The organism is Methylophilus sp. 5, from assembly GCF_000515275.1.
Lineage (GTDB): Bacteria > Pseudomonadota > Gammaproteobacteria > Burkholderiales > Methylophilaceae > Methylophilus.
This window is the reverse complement of the sequence record NZ_KI911560.1, coordinates 2859716-2876348: the sequence shown is the minus strand read 5'-3', so window position 1 is coordinate 2876348 and position 16633 is coordinate 2859716. Positions and strand designations below refer to the sequence as shown.

Sequence of the window (16633 nt, the reverse complement as noted above, 5' to 3'; positions counted from 1 at the left end):
TTATGAATATTGAAGAAATAGTATCTATTAGTCGTATCCCGCTGATGGGGCAAATCACTCAATCTGTTATTGCTATAGCAGCCGATTACGACCCTTTAAGGAAAGTCATTTTGATACGTTTTTACTTTGAAGACAAAATCTCAGAGCTAGATTATGAAATGATGGAGGAGGTTTCAAATGAAATTTATACAACTGCAATTGATCGTGGATATGATATTACTGATGTCATTGCTGAAGGGGCTGTTGAGCGTAGTAAGTCCCACAAAGAGTTGAGTGGATTGGCCGGGGTTTTATATGCAAGGCATTGTTCTTAAAATCTTGTCAGCAATTGTGAACAAGCCCGAAAGCGAAAACTTAGGGTCAGGTCTTGCATTTCAGTATTTCCATTGCTATGTTGGATTGCAAGACCTGACCCCTGCGTGTGCGTGGCAGGCAGCGGTCACGCCGAAGGCACCACAAAGAGTGCGATTGCCACAGGCGCTGTCACCATCACTGACAATACCAAGCAACAAAGCACCACCGATAAAGATGCCCAGCAAACCATCGCCACCCTCAATCGCGATACCCAACACGCCAACGGCAGCATAGATAACCCGTTTAACCAACAAAAAGTACAAGAGCAGCTAGAGTTTATACAACTGGCTGGTCAACTCATCATCCAGCCAGTTGCCGCACAAGCAGCCAAATGGATAGGCGATACCTTGGATGGTACAAGTAAGGTCGCTGCTCATGCCGTGCTCGGTGCAGCCGTTACGACCTTGCTAGGCACAGGCTGGCAAACGGGTGCTGCCGCAGGCGCCTTAGGCGACCTCTTGCCACAAGCACTACAAAAAGCGTTTGAAAAAGACGCCAGCGGCAGAATCAAAAACGAAGAAGCGTTTAAAGCCGCCAACACCATCATCAGTGCCGCGCTTACAAGTGCTACGGGCGGAGACATTGCCCAAACCATCAACGCAGGCATGGTGACGCAGAATGCGGTGGCGAATAACTGGTTAAAACACCAAGAAAAACTGGACCGTTCTAAATATAGTGCAGATTGTAAAACGGGAAATCAAGACGCCTGCAATAACGCAACCAAACTTGAGCTGCTGGATAAACTGAGAAATCGAGACTTGTTAAACGCTTGCGTCAACCTCTCGCCAGAAGCATGTGCAGCACAACTCAATTTAGATCCTGCCGCGAAGGCCTATCTGGTCGAAAATTTCTATACAATTGGTTTCGGACGTGTCGTCGCACAGTTTGGCGAAAATGCACAAAAAGCGGCTCCACCACAGCAACTAACTGATATTGCCATTAGTTTGATTCCGGTAGTCGGTGATGTTACTGGCTTTGCACAGGCGGAAAGTCCATTTGATTATACTTTAGCGATTATTGGTGCGCTTGGGCCTGCTGGAGATGCTGCCAAGACACTGGTAAAAGAAGCTAAACTACTTTCTGAGACAGGTGATGCTGCTAAGGCGGCGGAGAAATTGGATGAGGCAAATAAGTCTATTAACTTCATGCGAGCTAATCTGCAACATTCTTTGGATAGGGGGCATGGTGCAGATTTTGGTGTCTTAGGGAACACGAACAATACAACCATTAAGCAGTTTCAGGATGCTGTGAATCAGCATTTGACCTCACAAAATACCAAAGTAGTAAATGGCTCATATAGAGGAAACCCAGTAACTCATTTTGTTGACGCCAACACAGGATTGAATGTTATCAAGGACGCTAATGGAAATTTTCTTTCAGGTTGGAAACTATCACCCGCTCAACTAAAAAACGTACTTGAAAGAGGTAAATTATGACCACTGAGGATATTAAAGGTGAGTATTTGCAACTCATTGATTGTTTTTTAAAAGGTGAGATCACTGCTAATGAGTTTAGCTTAGGTTATCTACACAAAATGAAGGGGGATGGCCGTCTTTTTGGTAAATTATACGATTTGCTAGAAGAGATGTTTGGTGAGGCAAACAGTTATACCGATAATCAAGATATATACAACAGTGATCCAGAATTTTACATTACAGATCAAGATCTTAGATTTAAGGCAGTTGCTTTATCAGAAAAGCTTCGATATTTGGAGTAATAACAAGATCACAAGCAAATAATGTTTATCTCGCCATTATTAACTCCTATTGGTTAACTCGCTAGTTCAAGGCTGTAGTGAACTAAATGCTTGCTCCAACAAATCTATTGGTAGTCAGAGCATAGTTTTGGGGTCAGAGTAAAAGTGAAGTATTCCTCTTTTTACTCTGGGGTAACCCTCATTTGACCCCATTGATTTATTCACCAGTTTTTTGATAATAATAATGGCGTTTATCATTGGAGCGGCAGTATTGGTGATACTCGCGTACCTATTACTATTGACGAGTTACGCCAAGCAGGGTTATCAAAAGAGCTACGTAGTTTAGGAGTGAAGTAATGTTTGGTACTTGGGAGTTTGGAATTACGTTTGAGGTGCTAGAAAGGCAGGACGATAGCCATTTTGTATTCGGTTTTTTCAACATCGTCATTGATGATGAACTGCTAATTCACAGAGGGTCAAATTGGACACTCGATTGTATGATTGCTTACTTAAAAAGAACTATTGAAGACATTGAGGCTCAAGGGTTAGTTGAAACCAACTTGGGTAAAGATAATGCTTACATTCAAGCATGCGCTACCAGAAACTATTATTCTTATATAGAGATGGAGCTGATACATGCTTTGAATGAGTTCCCGGAAGATAAAGAGTTGTCAGGCCAGATTGATGACTATGATAAGAAAGTTACAAATATACCCTTTGGTATTGAGATTAAATCATACGGCGAACTATCAAACTATGGCTGGCGCTTTTTCCTATTCGGCGCTGGCGAAGAAGAGCGCTTAATCTACAGTAAAGATGCAGGTAAAACCGTTTTTGAAAAAATCCTTCCTCGCGACACTGTAGAAAAAGTGCTTCGTAGCCTGCCAGACCCCAAGAGTTTGAATGTCTAAAAGCAACCGACCTTTGAAAATAATTGTAGTTAATAATTGATCGTCGGGGTCAGAGCTGTTGGACAATCGCAGGTAAAGCTACCCTAGACAGTGAGCAATACCGCAAAACCAAAAAGTCTGGTTTCAATTGTGGGCTCAGAGTAAAAGTAAAGTTACTCTGAGCTTCCCCAAGTATTCGACCCCAAGTATCCCCAAATTTACATGCGAGAGTCACGCTGCTCTCGCATGTAAAGGTTGGCTGTTAATGTTAATAAATGTTAATATATTATTGTTTTTAATAGATGTTGATTTTGGTATGCGTGGTGCATTTCAATTGGCAAGGCCGCTACTCACTGTCTTGTCTCATCCCCAGCCTCGAACTTATGTGGCTATGCAGCCAGCTTGCTGCTAGCCATGCAAGCTGGCGGTGCTTGGGGTTACCTTAGTCTCTACGTCACTTACTTCTATTTCGCTGTTTGGAAAGAGGATGGTGCAGGCACTTGGTAATTGCCAATACCAACACATATAAGGTGAAAGCAAATAGCAAGGTCATGGTGAAACGTCAATAAATCAAAAAACAATTTTTAATTTTTAAACATATCGAATAGGTACTATGAAACCGAGTAAAAGTTTAACAACAATCGGGTTACTATGGATTGTCATTTCAACTTCCATATATGCACAAGATGTCACTATACAACCGCCTACTTCTGTTGAAAATAGTGCTATCAGCGATGCAGTGCCGCCACCAAGGCTTACGCCACAAGCAACAAATGATATTCCAGCTGCATCAGTCCAGATAGAGAAAATTAAAATAATCTATAGTCAATATAGCCCTAGTGGCAGCGTTTTGAAAAATGAATTAGACGAAGTGCGTATTATCAAGCCTTCTAACACTGGCAAGGAGTTGCTGAAACAGGTTGGTTTAAATGTATTGTTGTTGCCTTTAGGCGTAGTTGGCTTTTCTGGCTTTGGGAAAACTGATTTGCAAGGCGATAAAATTGACGAAAACACTTTGCAAAATCGTACTAACTTAGTAAACCCTATCGCGACTAAGTATATTCAAACGGTGAGTAGCAGCATTAATGAAGCCATTGCGAAAGACACCGTTTTGAGCACCCAAACCTTTAAAAAGCCTTTGATTGTTTCTAATGGGCTAACCAGGTTAATTTACGAAAATCTGCAGGATTCATCAGAAAAGCCTGCTCAATATCGGTTGTATACGCAGTTGATTGTTTACAAACCTGGTGAAGGTTGGTTTTTTGGTGGCGCACCCAATCAAGTTGACTGTAGCCAGATATCTCAACAGCTGTTTACTCAAGCTCAATGGGCTGAGGATGATTATAGACAAGTAAAGCAAGCATTCGATAAGGTGTTGATTGAATGCCAAGTAAAAGTTGTGGCTGAATTAAGAGCGTTACTTGCAAATTAGTCAGAGGAGCCTGTCATATTAGGCTGATGCTTGCGCTAAACGCAGTACGTTGCATGCAGGTTTACCCCACTGCGTCCGCATTTATTCGCGGATATCAATAACCGTTAATCTGCGCTTCGGGCAATAAAAAAGCTGTGTTTACACACAGCTTTTTCTTTTTGTGACAGCTGTTACGTGCTCTAGCAATCTGTGTGAAATAACAGGATCAGCGTAGGTAAGAGCACCAGGTTGACGACCATCGCTGATAATAATCCGCAAAAAATCACGACCGCCAACGGGTGTTCAATTTCATAGCCTGACACCGGGCCTGCCACAATAATCGGTAGCAAGGCCATGCTGGTGGCCAGCGTGGTCATGCTGATGGCCCGGAAGCGGTCTGAGACGGCGGTGATTAATAAGCGAGGTGTCGTATTGTCGCCGGTGAGACGCAATTGCTGGTAGCGCGAGATTAATAAGATGCCGTTGCGAGCGGCGATGCCCATGACTGCGATGAGGCCGATCATGGCGCCCAGTGACAGGGTGCCGCCAATGAGCCAGATGCCAATGAGTCCGCCTGCCACAGCAACCGGGAGCACGGCGAACAAGATGGTGGTTAGCTGCAGTGATTTTAGGCTCATCAATATCAGTAAAAACACGACGAGTAAGGCGAGCAGGGTGTACATCGCCAGTGTCAGGCTGGCTGTTTTTTGCTCGGTGTATTCGCCCATGAATTTGACGTAATAGCCGTCAGGCAAGTCTAGCTGTTGCACGCGCGCTTCTACCGCTTGGGCAACGCTGCCAATATCTTTGCCAGCGACGTTGGCTGCAATATCAATTTTTCTCGAAGCGCCTTCGCGTTTGATTTCATTGGGTGTCGGCTGTACGTAAACATCTGCAATGTCTGCCAAGGCCAAAATTGCGCCTGTGCTGCTCTGAATTGGGATCTGCCTGAGTGCCTGCACGCTGTCTTGCGCGGGGGTGTGGCTGATTAAACGCACATTAAAGCGGGTTTGGCCAACATAAATTTCACCCTGCACCTGGCCTTGAGTCATCAGCGCCAGTGACTGTTTAATCTCAGCCTCTGTGATGCCGTAACGGTCAGCGGCCGCTGTTTTTAGGCGCACATGAATACGTGGAATCAATACCTGTGACTCGACTTTGAGGTCGATCAAGCCGTCAATATCGGCAATAGATAAGCGGATACGCTCAGCTTGGGTGCGTAAGTCGTCGAGATCATTGCCGAATAAACGAATCACGATGCTGGCGCTGTTGCCAGACATCACTTCTTTGGTCCGCTCTTTAAGGTAGGTTTGCACGTCGGTAAAAATGCCCGCATAACCTGCAATGGTCTGGTTGATTTTCTGCATGGTGGCTGCATAGTCCGCCGTGGGTGAAATGCTGACCCAGAGCTCGCCAAAGTTGGGGCCGACTACTTCATCTGCCACTTCGGCGCGGCCAATATGTGAGCCGAGGTTACGTACGCCTTCAATCTGCATCAGTTCATGGCTGGCACGCAGCGTCATGGCTTTCATCTGCGCAATAGACGTGCCCGGGCGTTCAACAAAGTGCATTAAAAAGTCAGTTTCTTTAAAGGCAGGCAAGAATTCAGTGCCTAAAAAAGGCAGGCTAGCCAGCATGCCACATAAAAACAGGCCGCCACCGGCAATGATGTGTTTTGGTTTTTCCAGGCCTCGTTGCAGCCATTTTTCAACACGTGCTGGTAAGCTAGACGCACGCTCTGACGGGCTGTGGTTTTGTTTAAGAAAACAATAAGCCAGCACGGGCGTGACGATGAGTGCCACCAGCAAAGAGGCTGAAATCGCCAGCAAATAGCCATACGCCAGTGGTTTAAAGAAGGCCCCTGCGATGCCCTGCAGAAAAAACACCGGAATAAATACCGACATCACAATCAGCGTGGCGTAGATGACCGAGCCACGCACTTCATACGAGGCTTGTGCAATCACCTTGATGATCGGTTTAGGTTGCGCCAGTTGCTGGTTCAGCGTCATGGCGCGCAAAATGTTTTCCAGGTCGATAATCGAGTCATCCACCACTTCGCCCAGCGCAATCACCAGCCCGGCCAGCACCATGGTATTGATGCTGACGTTGAGCCAGGTTAACAGCAAAATAGCGGTGACTAATGACAAGGGAATAGCCACCAGGCTAATCAGGGCCGCGCGGGGGTTACGCAAAAACAAGAACAGGATGATGGCGACCAGGCCGATGCCGAGCACCAGCGCCTGTTTTAAGTGCTGTAGTGCCTGCTCAATAAAGGTCGCGGGCCTGAAGATAGACGCATCGACCTGCACGCCATGCAGGGCAGGTTTGAGTTCTGCCAGTGCGCGGTCAATCTGCTGCGTAACCGTCAGCGTATTGGCATCCGGCTGTTTTTCTACAATCAGCAGCAGGCCATCGCCCTGGTTAATCACCGCATCGCCAATCGGCAAGGCATGGCCCCAGTCTATGTCGGCAACTTGGCCTAGCTTGACCGGAATACCGTTGCTATAGCCCACCGTCATCTGCAGGTAGTCTTCTTTATCCAGTGTCGGCCGGTCATAGGCAACGACCAGGCGTTGTTGCGCCGTATCCAGATAACCGCCGCTGTCCGGGCGGATGGCCGATGCCAGACGCTGGCCCACCTGGGTGGCTGTGAGTTGATGTTGTGCCAGTTTGGTGGCATCAAAGCGCACTTGCAACTCCTGGTCGCGCAGGCCCCACATTGCCACATTGGCAACGCCTGGGATGGCCATCAGGCGCGGGCGTATGGTCCACAATGCCTGGGTACTGAGTTCTGCAATACTATGCTCTTTGCTGCTTAAGCCTATTTTTAGCACGCGTGACATAGACGATAGCGGTGGCAACATGACGGGTGGCTTGGCGATGGCAGGTAAACGTTGCCTAGCCAGTAGCAGCCTCTCTTGTACCGACTGCCTGGCTTCGGCCAATGATGTGCCCTGGTCAAACAACATGACGACCGAAGATAAACCAAGCACCGACTTTGAGCGCAGGGTTTTCATATGCGGGATGCCGTTCATGGCATGCTCAATCGGGATGGAAACCAGTTGCTCGGTCTCGACACTGGAGAGTCCGGGCACCTCGGTCTGAATTTCGACCTTGACTGGTGCAAACTCCGGGAAGACATCCATCGCGGTATTAGGGATAGTTTTAAACCCTGCCAGCATGAGCAATGCTGCCAGCACGATAACCAGGTAGCGGGCCCGAATGGCGCGCATGGTAAATCTTTTCAACATATTGAATCCCGTTGTATTTAGTGGGTATAGCCGGTTTCGACGGCAAACAGTTCCTGCGCGCCTTGCGTGACAACCGCTTTGCCGACCAGACGCTGGTCTGACAAGACACAAGTGTGCGCGCCAGACTGCGTGATAAACACTTGCTGGCGGGCAAAGTGCGTTTCATCTTGCTGCATATAGAGCCAGGTGTTGCCATAAATATCCACCACCGTTGCCGAGCAGGGCACTGTGCTACGTGCCTGCGCTTGCGTACGTTGCGGAATCTGTAATGTAAGTCGCTGCAACGGCACAATGTCGCCCTGCGATTGCAAGGTGTAGACCAGCTTGCGTGTGCCTGTGAGTAAGTCACTTTCTGGCGGGTTAGGCACAGGGTTCAAGACATAATCAGCCGAGACGCCCGCCGCGCCCGCGAGCCACGCCTGTGCGGCGAGGTTTAATTGCCCGACTTGTGCATGCGGCACATAAGCCGTCACCCACAACCGGTTTTGCTGTACAACATCGACCAGCCTAGCGCCCGCCACCATCAGTTGGCCAGCACTAAAGTAAAGGTTACTGATCACGCCAGTGCTAGCCGCTTTAATGTGATAAGTGCCTGCCGAGCCTTGTTCTACCGCTTGTTTGAGTAGCTCACGTTTTTGTTTGGCCGTGCGCATATTGGTCTCGGCAATGGCAACATTGGCTTGTGCATCATCGACCGCTTTCTGGCTGCCTACATGTTGTTGCAATAACTGTCTGACGCGGTTTAAGGTGAGCGTATGGGCAGATAGCTGTTTTTCGGCAGTCTGCAATTGCCCCTCTGCATCTGCCAGACTGGTGATCAGGTTTAGTCTGGCCTCTGGTGTCACTACCGGGTTGATTGTAAACAGAACTTGCCCGGCCTTGATTTTGCTGCCAACGCTGAGGGGTGTAGCGCCGGCGGACATGACATAGCCGCTCATAGGCGTGCTGTATGCAGCCAGCGCCTCAGGTGCCAGGCTGGCTTGTGCCGGGTAAGTCAGGGCGCTAGACTGACGCGCGACCACCACTGGCGTGGACATGATGCCTAGCTTTTTAACGGCCTCACTTGAGAGGCTGACCTGATTCAGTTGGCTTTCTGACACTGGTGTGGGCGATGGCTTGGTTTTATCAAGGCTGTCTGCAGCCAGCAACTGGCTAGTTTGGCCTAACGTCAGCAGGGCTGACAGCAACAGTAGTCTGGTCACGTTGTACGCTGGCAGCGGTTGGTGAGTAACATGCATGAAAAATCACTTTCTATAGAGAATCAAGGGCGTGCCGTAGCATGGCTGGTGCTGCGCATTAAATCTGACCAGTTGCCGATCAGGTCGGCTTTTAACTGCGTTTCGCGCAATTGCAAGCTGAAATAGCGTTTGCTGCTCTCGAGGACATTTAAATAGGCAATATCGCCATCCCGGTAAGCGTCTTCTGCATACTGGATGGTTTGCTTGGCATTCGGTTGCAATTGTGTGTGCAACTGCTGCCACTCCTGGCAATCGCGCTGGTATTTAAGATGCGCACTGTTGATTTCTAACGACGCCTTTATTTTGATCGCCTCAGCGTCTTGTTGGGCCTTTTCAAGCTCAACATCGGCGCGCTGGCGTTGGCCCTGGTTTTGGTTAAACACCGGCAACGTAGTCCTGATGGCAGGTGCAAGCACATGCCCGCTGGTTTGGCCGCTGGTGGCGTCTGCCACCACTGCCGTGCCTAACCAGTTGAATTTATTAAGTTGCTGTTTTGCTTTGGCCGCGGCCATGTTGGCTTCGGCAGCCAGAATGTCAGGCCGGCTGCTCAAGGCCACCGTTTTAAGCTGCGCAATATCGACCGGTGTGCAGGCCGGCACCAACTGCTCACTGAGTGACAGCGTTTTATTTTCATCCATCCAGCCCAGCAGATGCATCAATTGGGTGTGCGCCAGTTGTGCATCCATTTCGGCCAGTTGCAGGTCTCTGGCAGCAAGCAGGGCCTCGTTTTGCGAGAGCAGGGTGTCTTGTGCGCTGATATCCCCCAACTGTTCACGCGTGCTGGTCAGGCTGGCGATGGTTTGGTTTAGTTGCAGCGCCTGTTTTAAGCGCTCGCGTTTTTCGTTGGCAATCACGGCTTGCGCATAAGCCATGCGCGTATCACGAATCAGGCTAAAACCAGATTGCATCAGTTGATACTGGGTGGCTTGCGCTTGTGCCTGCATTTGCTTTAGCCGGATTGGCCGCAACAAAATAGCCTCGATAGGAAAGTCGATGGCATAACGGTAGGGTTTATTGGCCGCGCTAAACGCATAAAATAACGACGGGTTTGCCAGTTGATTGGCTTGTTGCACGTCTGCATTTGCCAAATTGAGTTCGCTTAACTGTGCCTTGAAGGCCGGGTTTTGTTGTAGTGCCAACATCACCGCGTCATATTCCGACAGTGTGGTGCTCGCTTGTGCTGCCGGGGCCGTCGCTTGCAGTGAGGCGTCTGCCTCTACAATATGTTGCACTAATTGCGCTGGCTGCACCGTTTGTGGTGTCTGGCAGGCCGCCAGCAGTAGCGTCATGTACACGCCTGCTGCTTGCTTGAACTGGGTTCGCATGAATAAATCTCTGTGAGTGATAACAGGGTTGCATCATGCCTGCCGATTCTTAAGGCAAACTTAAGCCGCTTTTTAAGGCTGCCTTAAGTTTGTTTGGTTAGAATGGCAACATTCAACGAGGGAGATAAGCCTTGAAGTTATTGCTGGTAGAAGACGACCACATGATAGGGGAGAGCCTGCAGCAGGCCATGCGCTCACATGCCATCTATTGGGTACAGAATGCCATGCAGGCAGAAGCCGCGCTTGCCAGCGAGCAGTTTGACGCCATGTTGCTTGACTTAGGCTTGCCTGGTAAATCTGGCATGGCGTTACTGCAGTCATTAAGGCAAGCCGACAATCGTGTGCCTGTGATCATCATCACTGCGAGGGACGCGATCGAGCACCGCATACAAGGGCTCGATGCCGGGGCAGATGACTATGTATTAAAACCGTTTTCTGTCGAGGAGATTGAGGCAAGGCTGCGCGCGATTTTCAGGCGAAAAGAAGAGCGTCACTCTAACCAGGTTCGCGTCAATGACATGGTGCTCGACACCGCCAGCTATACCTTGACCATGGGCGAAATCAGCCAGCGGCTGTCTAGCAAGACTTTTGCCATTATGCACAGCTTGATGTCACAGCCGGGCATGATCTTTTCTAAAACGCAACTCGAAGAGCGCTTGTATGGCTGGGGCGACGAAGTCGAGAGTAATGCGGTAGAAGTGCATATCCACACCATCCGCAAAAAGTTCGGTGCCGACATTATTCAAACCATTCGTGGGATTGGCTATGCCATTAACGAGAAAAAAGAATCATGATCAAGTCTATTCGGGCTGAATTGGCAATATACCTGTCGATAGCCATGGTTTGTATCATAGGCCTGCTGTCATTTTTATCTTATCAATCAACCGCTGACGAATTAGGCGAGTTATATGATGCCAACCTGCAGCATCTGGCCGAGACCCTGCTAAACAATAACCAAATAGACACGCTTATCGGACGTCATGCGGATGCCGGCGTGAGCCCGAATCGCCCGGCTAAGTCACACATAGGCGGTGAACAGGATTATTTAATCCAGATTTTAAATCAGGGCCAGCTTGTTTATCAGTCGCACCAGCGTGACTTTGAGGTCAATACCGCAAGTTTGGGGTTATCCACGCAGTGGGTGGGCAAAAAGCGCTGGCAAGTGTTTATTGCAAAACAGGGCAGCATCACCTGTATTGTGGCGCAAGACCTTAAACTCAGGCAGCGCACCATTCGTGAAGTCGCCATTCACCTGATTATTCCGCAATTGCTGATCGTGCCATTGCTGATCATGGGCATGTTGCTGGTGATTGGTAAAACCTTTAAACCATTGCTCAGCTTGTCGGCAGCGCTGGATGCTCGACCTGCTGATGCACTGGCGCCTCTGGCCGTCGAGCAACAACCTGCAGAACTCAAGCCGATTATTCAAGCTCTGAATCGCTGGATGCACAAAGTGAGTCACACGATTGCCATGCAAAAGCGCTTCACCAGCGACGCGGCGCATGAGCTCAGAACGCCGGTGACGGCGCTCAAGCTGCAAATCAGTGCCATGCAGCATGGCGACAAAAGTGCGCTAGATCATTGTCTGCAACAAGCACAGAGTGGTATTGCACGTATGGAGCGCCTGGTGCATCAGTTGCTCACTCTGGCTAAAGTCGACCCCGAGGCGCGCCGGCAAGAGATGCAGTCTTTTGCCTTAACCCCTTTGGTGGTCAAAGTGCTCAATGATTTAAAGCCGCTCTACACAAAAAAACAGCTGGATATTGGCTTCACACGTGCCGATGAGGTGACCATGACTGGCCTGCCAGACGAGATTGAAGTCCTACTTAATAATATTATCGTCAATGCCATCCACTACACCCCCGCGCAGGGTGTGATTAATCTTTCACTCACGGCCTTCGAGGGCGGGCTGCGATTTGAAGTAGAGGATAGCGGCCCAGGCATCGCCCCGGAAGCCTTGGAGAAAGTATTCGATCGCTTTTATCGTGCAGAGCTCTCGGAAGGCACTGGCTCAGGTCTTGGGCTGGCGATTGTGAAAGAAATTGCTTTGAAGCATCAGGCTACTGTCCATTTGATGAATAAGCCAGCTAACACCGGGCTGGTCGTCATCTTTGAGCAGAAGGTCATTCATCGATAGAAAAAGCATTCAAAACCCTCTTCAATTGATAATAAATGTAAACAATAACGCAAACAAATGTTAATATTTGTGTTGACGTTTATTTTTATTTTTGTTTAGGAGAGTATTGATGATAAAGCATTCCCTTATTAGCACGGCCGTTTTATTGGCCTTTAGCCAGGCAGCCTCTGCTGCCCCGGTCGTGGTTAGCGCTGATGCCGCAGATGGTTACGGTATGTTCCTCGATTTAAGCGCACAAGTGACCGCAAAAGCAAATGTATTCCCTCTTGGCACTGTCACCGTAGGCAATGCGACGGTTGGCATTAAAACGCCAGTCGCACTGGGTGATATCAGTGTAGCAAGTGCAGGTACGCCGATTCCAACCCAAACCAACTCAACCCTGAGCCTTGGTTTGAGTACGAGTGGGGCGGGTAATGGTGTGTTATCAAATATAAATCCGCTATTAGCCTTGCTGATGCCGATACAAGCTGGCTCTGCCACTTTTTCAGCGTCTGGTGCATATATCGAAAACAATCCTGTTCTTGGCTCAAACAGTGCCATTGGTACAGGCAGTGTTGAACATTTGAATCTGAGCGTATCTAGTGCGCTGGCATTACAGGCCGACCTCATCAGTTCCACCTCTACAGTCACGGTGAATGAAAGCACCGGTTTATTTACGGCAAATGGGGATAGCACTTTTGCAGGGGCCAGCCTCAGCATTCTGGGGCATTCGATTGATTTGGCTGCCGCTGCCGCTGGTGGTGTTTCTTTGGATCTGGGGCTGTTGGGCCATGCTCAAATATGGGCCAATGAAAGTAAATATTGGGCCGATGGTGTGGTTGCCAGCAATTGCAATGGCGCGACATTTAGTTGTGCGGTGCAAACCAATGCCTTGAATATTACGCTGGATGATATTGGCATTAACGCATTGGGCTTGTTAGGGGTCGCTAATCTTTCAGCCACTACCGACCTGTGCATTACCGTTGGGCATTCCTATGCATCGCTGACCGTGACGCCGGTACCAGAAGCGTCTTCATCTTTGATGATGATGCTCGGCCTGGGGGCTCTCATGGCACTGTCGCGTCGTCGTGTATAGGTCACGTTCTTAATATAAAAAAGCCCCTGAATTTGAACTGCCCCCCAAAAGTTGGACATATGTCCAACCTGATGGGGGTTTAGTTTTATGTCCAAGCATAGTCATGCTTTCAAGTTAAAAATAGTACGTGAATACCAGGAGACTGCTAAAGGTTATAAACAGCTGGCAGTTGTATACAATGTTGACGCCAAGAGCCTGCGCCACTGGATCAGGTTATATCAGCGACATGGGCCTTCATCCTTAGCCAAGCGCCACACGCATTACACTAGTGATTTCAAGCAGACGGTGCTGACCGATATGAGGCAGCAGTCATTATCGATCTTGGAAGCTGCAGTCAAATTCAATATACCTTCACCCAGCATTGTCTCTGCCTGGCAGAAGCTTTACGATGCGGCAGGGATTGCAGGTCTGCAAAGCCAGAAGCGAGGGAGAAAGCCTATGTCCAAAGCCAAGCCTACCACTAGCAAGATGCCAGAGCGTCCTGTGGCTGAAATGACGCATGCAGAACTCATCAGAGAGTTAGAGTACAGACGTGCGGAAGTGGCTTATTTAAAAAAGATACAAGCCCTGGTTCAGGCATCAGACAGCGCGCTCAAGCGCAAACCGTCACCGAACTAGGGCAGACCTATCATTTAAAAGACTTGTTGTGCATCAGCGGGCTTGCGCGTAGCAGCTATTACTATCATCTCAAGTCTCAAAGGATGGTGGATAAGTATCATCAGCTCAAACAGGTGATTGGACAGATATACCATCATCACCATGGCCGCTATGGCTATCGACGTATCCTGCTGGCACTCAGACACATGGGACATCAGATCAATCACAAGACCGTGCAAAAGCTCATGCAGCAATTGGGGTTGGCAAGTACCGTGCGACCCAAGCGCTATCGCGCATATAAAGGGCATGTGGGAGCCGTCGCTCCCAACCTGCTGGATAGGCAGTTTGAAGCCACTGCACCGCATCAGAAATGGGTCACGGATATCACCGAGTTTAATATCAGAGGCCAGAAGTTATATCTATCCCCTATTCTGGATTTGTATAATCGGGAAGTGATTGCATATACCGTAAAAGAACGGCCGCAGATACGCGCAGTGATAGAAATGCTTGAACAGGCTCGCAGGCAATTAAAGACGATGTCGCGGCCTGTATTGCATTCAGATCAGGGATGGCAATACCAGATGCGGGTCTATCAGCAGGCACTGGCTGATCATGGCATACGGCAGAGTATGTCACGTAAGGGTAACTGTCTGGATAATGCGGCGATAGAGAGTTTCTTTGCTGTGCTTAAAACCGAATTGCTACATAAGAGTAAGTTTGAGAGTGTAGAGGTATTCAAGAGTGCCTTGCATGAATACATTCACTATTACAATCATGAAAGAATCAAGCAGAAGTTAAAAGGACTGAGTCCGGTTCAATTCAGACTGCAGTCCTTTGGGTAATATCCGACTCTTAAAACCGTCCAACTTTATGGGGTCAGTTCAAATTCAGGGGCTTTTTGCTTTACAAGGTGTATTGAATACTTGCTATGTTACACATCAGTTTTTGACTGGCATTACTCAAGCATGCATAGTCAGATGAACCTCATGAAGCCATGTTAAATGGCCGCATACATCTCAACTGCAGCCATTCAGCACTCATTGCTGGTTACTTAATTAGTGGTCGTGGTTGCTTGGTGAACATGAACCACATGGCGGTGGTGGAGGTGGCGTGCATGGGCGCGGTGCAGGTATGCAACCACCACCATGACCACCTCCGTGATGACCGCCGCCATGATAACCACCGCCGTAACCGATTTGGTACCATGAGATAGGCCCGTAATTGAAGTAACCAAAGCCGCCAGAAACGGTTTGTGTTTCAGATTGAGTAAGTTGGTTGATAGCCATATTTTACCTCTTAAAAGTTAACGTTAATTGAATTCGCTGGCAGTGGCGCTTCACTTATTACCAACTGTCATTGCTGAATGAGTTGCCTTTAATCGTCATTTTTACGCTAAGTTAAAATTAGTGCATTTTTGACGGTGAGCACTTCGTTGCTAATTAACCTGAAGTGTTAACTAATGTTAAATATAAACATAAATTAAAACAAGTTAATTTTTTAAGATTGGGCAAGGTTTTATTGAGGGGGATAAATGTGAGGTGGCATTTAAAATACAAAACGCCCGATACAGCGTATCGGGCGCTCATTCAAACTTGATGCATCGGTCAACTTAATTGAAGACACAACCCGTTTTGACAGGCTTACCTATACTGGTGAGGTAACAGGGTTATACCAACCGATAGGCAAGTAATTGATGCCAGGTTGATTGAAAACACTAAATACACTGCCCATGCTAAATGGGTTGTACGGATAACCCGGAAAAAAATCTGATCCGCCAGAAACGGTTTGTGTTTCAGATTGGGAAAGTTGATTAATAGCCATTTTTTACCTCTCAATAGTTAACATGGATTCAGCTTTCAGTCGTTGCTGTTGTTTCGCAACGATTGCCATTACGGGCTGAATAATTTTTTAAACGTCATTTGTACGCTAAGTTAAATTAGTGGATTCTGACGATACACATCTTGTGATTTACCAGATATGTTAATAAATGTTAAATATAAACTTAAATTAAAACAAGTTAATTTTTTTAAGAGATGGGCTATTCACGTTTAACACGATTGCTGGGTGGTGAGGGGGCTGTGTTTAGCATGAGATTTAAAATGAGGCTGATACTGGCAAACCCATGCCAGAGCCTGTGTTGATAGCCAGGTTCTAATACGTATATATTACAGAGAGAGTGACGCTTCACCCGCGAGGGGATAGCAGCTCTATAAAGCGCTAAATGTATTTTTTCTTAATAGTAAAGGATAGGCAAGCGACTTGGGCGCTTGTGCTGGCGTTATCTTAGGCCTGAAGTTAAGCCTTTGATTTAGCGCTAATCTATAGAGTCCGTAGATGAAAAAATGAAGTGTTAAACACAAGGTTCTTGCGCGATAAAACTAACATGTTAGGCAACAAAATCAAGAGCAGCCTAAAAGATAAATCTGGGGTTTAAACCAAGAGTGAAGCAGAAAGGGTGTTAAACTGCCTACCTGATGATGAAAAACAATAAAAAAGCAAAGTTGCGCGTAACCATTAAGTTATTTGCACAAGTGATTGTTTGTTCAAAGGGGGTTGTAAAACGATGGTGCCCAGAAGAGGACTCGAACCTCCACGTCGTTAAACACTAGTACCTGAAACTAGCGCGTCTACCAATTTCGCCATCTGGGCTAAAGAAGCT

At 47.9% G+C, this 16633-nt stretch carries 12 protein-coding genes and 1 tRNA gene; 9 read left to right on the top strand and 4 right to left on the bottom strand.

Going from position 1 to position 16633, the window contains the following annotated elements; translation table 11 throughout:
• Positions 1-2 precede the first annotated feature (2 nt).
• From METH5_RS0113925 to METH5_RS0113905, 5 genes are all read left to right on the top strand, one after another.
• Entirely contained in the window at positions 3-314 is a 312-nt protein-coding gene (locus METH5_RS0113925) for a hypothetical protein (protein ID WP_157381525.1), read from the top strand.
• A gap of 111 nt (positions 315-425) precedes the next feature.
• Entirely contained in the window at positions 426-1790 is a 1365-nt protein-coding gene (locus METH5_RS15830) for a colicin D domain-containing protein (RefSeq protein ID WP_029149080.1), read from the top strand.
• Positions 1787-2071, top strand: a complete 285-nt coding sequence (locus METH5_RS0113915) for a colicin immunity domain-containing protein (RefSeq protein WP_029149079.1) — start codon at positions 1787-1789, stop codon at positions 2069-2071. Before METH5_RS15830 ends, METH5_RS0113915 begins: the two co-directional genes overlap by 4 nt.
• 335 nt (positions 2072-2406) lie before the next feature.
• Positions 2407-2961, top strand: coding sequence for an Imm42 family immunity protein (locus METH5_RS0113910; protein ID WP_029149078.1), 555 nt, complete (start codon positions 2407-2409; stop codon positions 2959-2961).
• 592 nt (positions 2962-3553) lie between these two features.
• Positions 3554-4372 (top strand): hypothetical protein, encoded by an 819-nt coding sequence (locus METH5_RS0113905; RefSeq protein ID WP_157381524.1) that lies wholly within the window; start codon positions 3554-3556, stop codon positions 4370-4372.
• A 179-nt stretch (positions 4373-4551) separates the two neighbouring features.
• On the opposite strand, the gene METH5_RS0113900 is transcribed toward METH5_RS0113905, so the two are convergent.
• Genes METH5_RS0113900 through METH5_RS0113890 form a run of 3 tightly spaced genes read right to left on the bottom strand, consistent with a single transcriptional unit; the run spans position 4552 to position 10165 of the window.
• Entirely contained in the window at positions 4552-7602 is a 3051-nt protein-coding gene (locus METH5_RS0113900) for an efflux RND transporter permease subunit (protein WP_029149076.1), read from the bottom strand.
• A gap of 17 nt (positions 7603-7619) precedes the next feature.
• A complete protein-coding gene (locus METH5_RS0113895; protein WP_232411059.1) occupies positions 7620-8840 on the bottom strand; it encodes an efflux RND transporter periplasmic adaptor subunit in 1221 nt (406 codons plus the stop codon).
• A 23-nt stretch (positions 8841-8863) separates the two neighbouring features.
• On the bottom strand, positions 8864-10165 hold the full coding sequence (locus tag METH5_RS0113890; protein ID WP_029149074.1) for a TolC family protein: 1302 nt from the start codon (positions 10163-10165) through the stop codon (positions 8864-8866).
• Between the two features lie 131 nt (positions 10166-10296).
• On the opposite strand from METH5_RS0113890, the gene METH5_RS0113885 reads away from it, so the two are divergent.
• The 4 genes from METH5_RS0113885 to METH5_RS15560 all read left to right on the top strand — a co-directional run bounded on the left by METH5_RS0113885 (position 10297) and on the right by METH5_RS15560 (position 14816).
• Entirely contained in the window at positions 10297-10959 is a 663-nt protein-coding gene (locus tag METH5_RS0113885) for a response regulator transcription factor (RefSeq protein WP_029149073.1), read from the top strand.
• Positions 10956-12302, top strand: a complete 1347-nt coding sequence (locus METH5_RS0113880; protein ID WP_232411058.1) for an ATP-binding protein — start codon at positions 10956-10958, stop codon at positions 12300-12302. Before METH5_RS0113885 ends, METH5_RS0113880 begins: the two co-directional genes overlap by 4 nt.
• A 109-nt stretch (positions 12303-12411) precedes the next feature.
• Positions 12412-13377: a PEP-CTERM sorting domain-containing protein gene (locus tag METH5_RS0113875; RefSeq protein WP_029149071.1), complete on the top strand. Its 966-nt coding sequence runs from the start codon at positions 12412-12414 to the stop codon at positions 13375-13377.
• A gap of 87 nt (positions 13378-13464) precedes the next feature.
• Positions 13465-14816, top strand: a protein-coding gene (locus METH5_RS15560) for an IS3 family transposase (RefSeq protein WP_369758911.1) whose coding sequence is annotated in 2 segments (ribosomal slippage) — positions 13465-13965 and positions 13968-14816 — 1350 coding nt in all. Because the reading frame shifts where the segments join, the coding sequence is not laid out codon by codon here.
• 1722 nt (positions 14817-16538) lie between these two features.
• Here the strand turns inward: METH5_RS15560 and METH5_RS0113855 are convergent.
• Positions 16539-16623 (bottom strand) — tRNA-Leu (locus tag METH5_RS0113855).
• Positions 16624-16633: the final 10 nt, after the last annotated feature.

What these genes read in the sequence shown, in the direction of transcription:
- METH5_RS0113925 (WP_157381525.1), top strand. Translation starts at nt 3, where the DNA reads ATGAATATTGAAGAAATAGTATCTATTAGTCGTATCCCGCTGATGGGG.
- METH5_RS0113915 (WP_029149079.1), top strand. Translation starts at nt 1,787, where the DNA reads ATGACCACTGAGGATATTAAAGGTGAGTATTTGCAACTCATTGATTGT.
- METH5_RS0113910 (WP_029149078.1), top strand. Translation starts at nt 2,407, where the DNA reads ATGTTTGGTACTTGGGAGTTTGGAATTACGTTTGAGGTGCTAGAAAGG.
- METH5_RS0113905 (WP_157381524.1), top strand. Translation starts at nt 3,554, where the DNA reads ATGAAACCGAGTAAAAGTTTAACAACAATCGGGTTACTATGGATTGTC.
- METH5_RS0113900 (WP_029149076.1), bottom strand. Translation starts at nt 7,602, where the DNA reads ATGTTGAAAAGATTTACCATGCGCGCCATTCGGGCCCGCTACCTGGTT.
- METH5_RS0113895 (WP_232411059.1), bottom strand. Translation starts at nt 8,840, where the DNA reads ATGCATGTTACTCACCAACCGCTGCCAGCGTACAACGTGACCAGACTA.
- METH5_RS0113890 (WP_029149074.1), bottom strand. Translation starts at nt 10,165, where the DNA reads ATGCGAACCCAGTTCAAGCAAGCAGCAGGCGTGTACATGACGCTACTG.
- METH5_RS0113880 (WP_232411058.1), top strand. Translation starts at nt 10,956, where the DNA reads ATGATCAAGTCTATTCGGGCTGAATTGGCAATATACCTGTCGATAGCC.
- METH5_RS0113875 (WP_029149071.1), top strand. Translation starts at nt 12,412, where the DNA reads ATGATAAAGCATTCCCTTATTAGCACGGCCGTTTTATTGGCCTTTAGC.